This is a genomic window from Streptomyces sp. SID9727 (genome assembly GCF_010550605.1).
Lineage (GTDB): Bacteria > Actinomycetota > Actinomycetes > Streptomycetales > Streptomycetaceae > Streptomyces.
In genome coordinates, this window is sequence record NZ_JAAGNI010000285.1 from 1 (window position 1) to 3219 (window position 3219).

Annotated in this window: 2 protein-coding genes; both read right to left on the reverse strand. The window is 75.8% G+C overall.

What is annotated here, in order from left to right; genetic code table 11:
- A partial coding sequence (locus G3I41_RS18430) for an SWIM zinc finger family protein (RefSeq protein WP_203601287.1) occupies window positions 1-783 on the reverse strand: 783 nt, incomplete at its 3' end.
- Window positions 780-3219: DEAD/DEAH box helicase (locus G3I41_RS18435; protein ID WP_164401321.1), on the reverse strand; the 2440-nt coding region annotated here is incomplete at its 5' end. The genes G3I41_RS18430 and G3I41_RS18435, both read right to left, overlap by 4 nt.

Genomic DNA, 3219 nt, shown 5'->3' on the forward strand with positions numbered 1-3219 from the left:
GTGCGGGTCGACGGGGAAGGGCGCGGGCAGCGGGGGCAGGAAGCGGCCGGCCAGTGCCTCCGCGGCGGCGACGGACGGGGTGTCGGGGGCGGGGGGCCGCTCCCGGGCGGAGTGCGCGGCGTTGCGCCGGGCCAGCTCCTCCAGGAGTTCGCGCTCGCCTCGGCCGCGCAGCAGGAGCAGGACGAACGGGTCGGTGTCCAGGAGGAGGGCCATCTGATAGCTGAGGGCCGCGACGTGCTTGCAGGGCCTGCCCCGGTCGGGGCAGGTGCACGCGGGGTCGAGGTCGCCCGGGGCGGGCAACAGGGTCATCCCGGCGCCGGTCGCCGTATCGGCCAGGGAGTGCGGCATCTCCTTGGCGAGGAGCGCGGCGAGGTGCCCGGGGCGGGCGGCGACCGCGTCGAGCAGGGTGTCCCAGTCCGGGTCGGTGAAGGCGCGCAGCCGCAGCTCGGCCCGGTACGGGCGGGGGCGGCTGCCGTGCACGTACGCGACGACGTGCCCCGGGGTGACGGTGATCGCGGCGACGTGGCCGCCGTCCGCGTAGTCCCGGCCCCGGGCGAGGCGCGGGCCGTCCATCGACAGGGACTCCAGGGCGGCCACCCAGGACCGGCCCCACCAGCTCTCCGCGAACGGCTCGCCCTCCCCGGACGTGCGCGCCGGAACGGCCTCGAAGGTGCGCCGCAGATCGTCGGGGCCGGGGCGGGAGCGGGCGCCGGGGCGGCTGTCCCGGCGGGCGGCGAGCGGTCCGGTGGTGGGGCGGGGGGCGCCGGGGCGGGCGGGGCTCATGACGGCCTCCGGAGGGAGACGAGGTCGGCGAGGTCGCGGTCGCTCAGCTCGGTGAGCGCGCTCTCGCCGCCGCCGAGGACGGCGTCGGCCAGCGCCCGCTTGGCGAGCAGCATCTCGCCGATCCGGTCCTCCACGGTGCCCTCGGCGATCAGCCGGTGCACCTGGACGGGCTGGGTCTGGCCGATGCGGTAGGCCCGGTCGGTGGCCTGTTCCTCGACCGCCGGGTTCCACCAGCGGTCGTAGTGGATGACATGGGCGGCCCGGGTGAGGTTGAGCCCGGTGCCCGCCGCCTTGAGGGAGAGCAGGAAGACCGGGACCTCGCCGGACTGGAAGCGGTCCACCATCCGTTCCCGCTCGGCCACCGGGGTGCCCCCGTGCAGGAGCTGGGAGGGGATCGCGCGGGCGGTCAGATGGGCGGACAGCAGCCGGGCCATCGTCACGTACTGGGTGAAGACGAGCACCGAGCCGTCCTCGGCGAGGATGGTGTCGAGCAGTTCGTCCAGGAGGGCGAGCTTCCCCGAGCGCCCGGTGAGCCGGGCGGCGTCCTCCTTCAGATACTGCGCGGGGTGGTTGCAGATCTGCTTGAGCGAGGCCAGCAGCTTCATGATCAGGCCGCGCCGCGCGATGCCCTCGGACGCCTCGATGTACGCCATGGTCTCGCGCACCGTGGCCTCGTACAGCGTGGCCTGCTCGCGGGTGAGGAAGACGGGGTGGTCGGTCTCCGTCTTGGGCGGCAGCTCGGGGGCGATCCCGGGGTCGGACTTCTTGCGGCGCAGCAGGAAGGGCCGGACCAGCCGGGACAGCCGCTCGACCGCCTCGTCGTTGCCGAGGCCGGCCGCCGTGCCGGTGTTCTCCACGATCCTGGCGTGCCGGGCCCGGAACGCCTTGAGCGGGCCGAGCAGTCCCGGCGTGGTCCAGTCGAGCAGCGCCCACAGCTCGGAGAGGTTGTTCTCCACGGGGGTGCCGGTGAGGGCGACGCGCGCCGGGGACGGGATGGTGCGCAGGGCCTTCGCGGTGGAGGAGTGCGGGTTCTTGACGTGCTGCGCCTCGTCGGCGACGACCAGTCCCCAGCCGTGGGCGGCCAGCTCGGCGGCGCTGGAGCGCATCGTGCCGTACGTGGTGAGGACGAAGCCCCGGTCCGCTCCGGTGAGGGTGCGGCCGGTGCCGTGGAACCGGCGCACGGGGACGCCGGGGGCGAAGCGGTTGATCTCGCGGTGCCAGTTGCCCAGCAGGGAGGCGGGGCAGACGACCAGCGTGGGCGCGGGGTGGGCGCGGTGGAGGTGGAGGGCGATCAGGGTGATCGTCTTGCCGAGGCCCATGTCGTCGGCGAGGCAGCCGCCGAGGCCGAGGGAGGTCATCCGGTCCAGCCAGGCGAGCCCGCGCAGCTGGTAGTCCCGGAGCGTGGCGTGGAGTCCGGGCGGCGGGGCGAGTGCGGTCTCGTCGGTGAGGAGACGGTTGCGCAGCTCCGCGAGCGCTCCGGCGGGCACCGCTTCGACCTGCTCGCCGTCCACCTCCGCGCTGCCGGTCAGGGCGACGGCCAGGGCGTCCACCGGGTCGAGCAGTCCCAGCTCCCGCTTGCGGGCCTTGCGGACGAGCGCGGGGTCCACCACGACCCATTGGTCCCGCAGCCGCACCACCGGGCGATGGGCCTCGGCGAGGACGTCCATCTCGGCCTCGGTGAGCCGCTGGTCGCCGAGCGAGAGCTGCCAGTCGAACGCGAAGAGCTGTTCCGCGTCGAAGAAGGCGGTGCCGTCCGTGGCCGTACCGGGCGCGGGCCTGACCACGGCCGCCGCGGTGAGGGTGCGGGCCAGCTCCCTGGGCCAGTGGACGCTCACCCCGGCGGCGGCGAGCCGGGTCCCGGCGTCGCCCAGCAGCTCGTACAGCTCGTCCTCGCCGAGGGCCAGCACATCGGGGACGGGCTGGTCCAGGAGCCGTTCGAGCGGGGCCCAGACGCGCGCCGCCCGGCGCAGGGCGAGTGCGGTGTCCACCCGTGCCCGGGGCCCGAACGGCTCGCCCGCCTCTCCGGCCCACAGGGCGGCGGCGTCGACCACGTAGGTGGGGTCGGCGAGGCTGTGCACCTGGGTGACCGCGGCGGCCGCGTGCCGGGCGGTCTCGTCGGCCGCCGCGTCGGGGCCGGCCGTGTCGAAGAGCTCGGACGCGGAGAGGTCCAGGCGGAGCGAGACCCGGACCCCGGCGTCCAGTCCCGAGGCGACCTCGACGGCCCATTCCCGGGCACCGGGCAAGTGCTGGGGCTCGGCCGCCGCGAAGGGGGCGCCCACGGCGAACGCGGCGGCGGGCGTCCGGGGCAGTGTGTCGGCGACGGCGTCGAGGAAGGCGCCGATCAGCGCCTCGGGGTCGGGCAGCCGGGGCGGACTCCGGTCGGGCAGCGGGACGGCGTGCCCCTCCCAGGGCAGGGCGGCGGCCACCGCGCGCAGG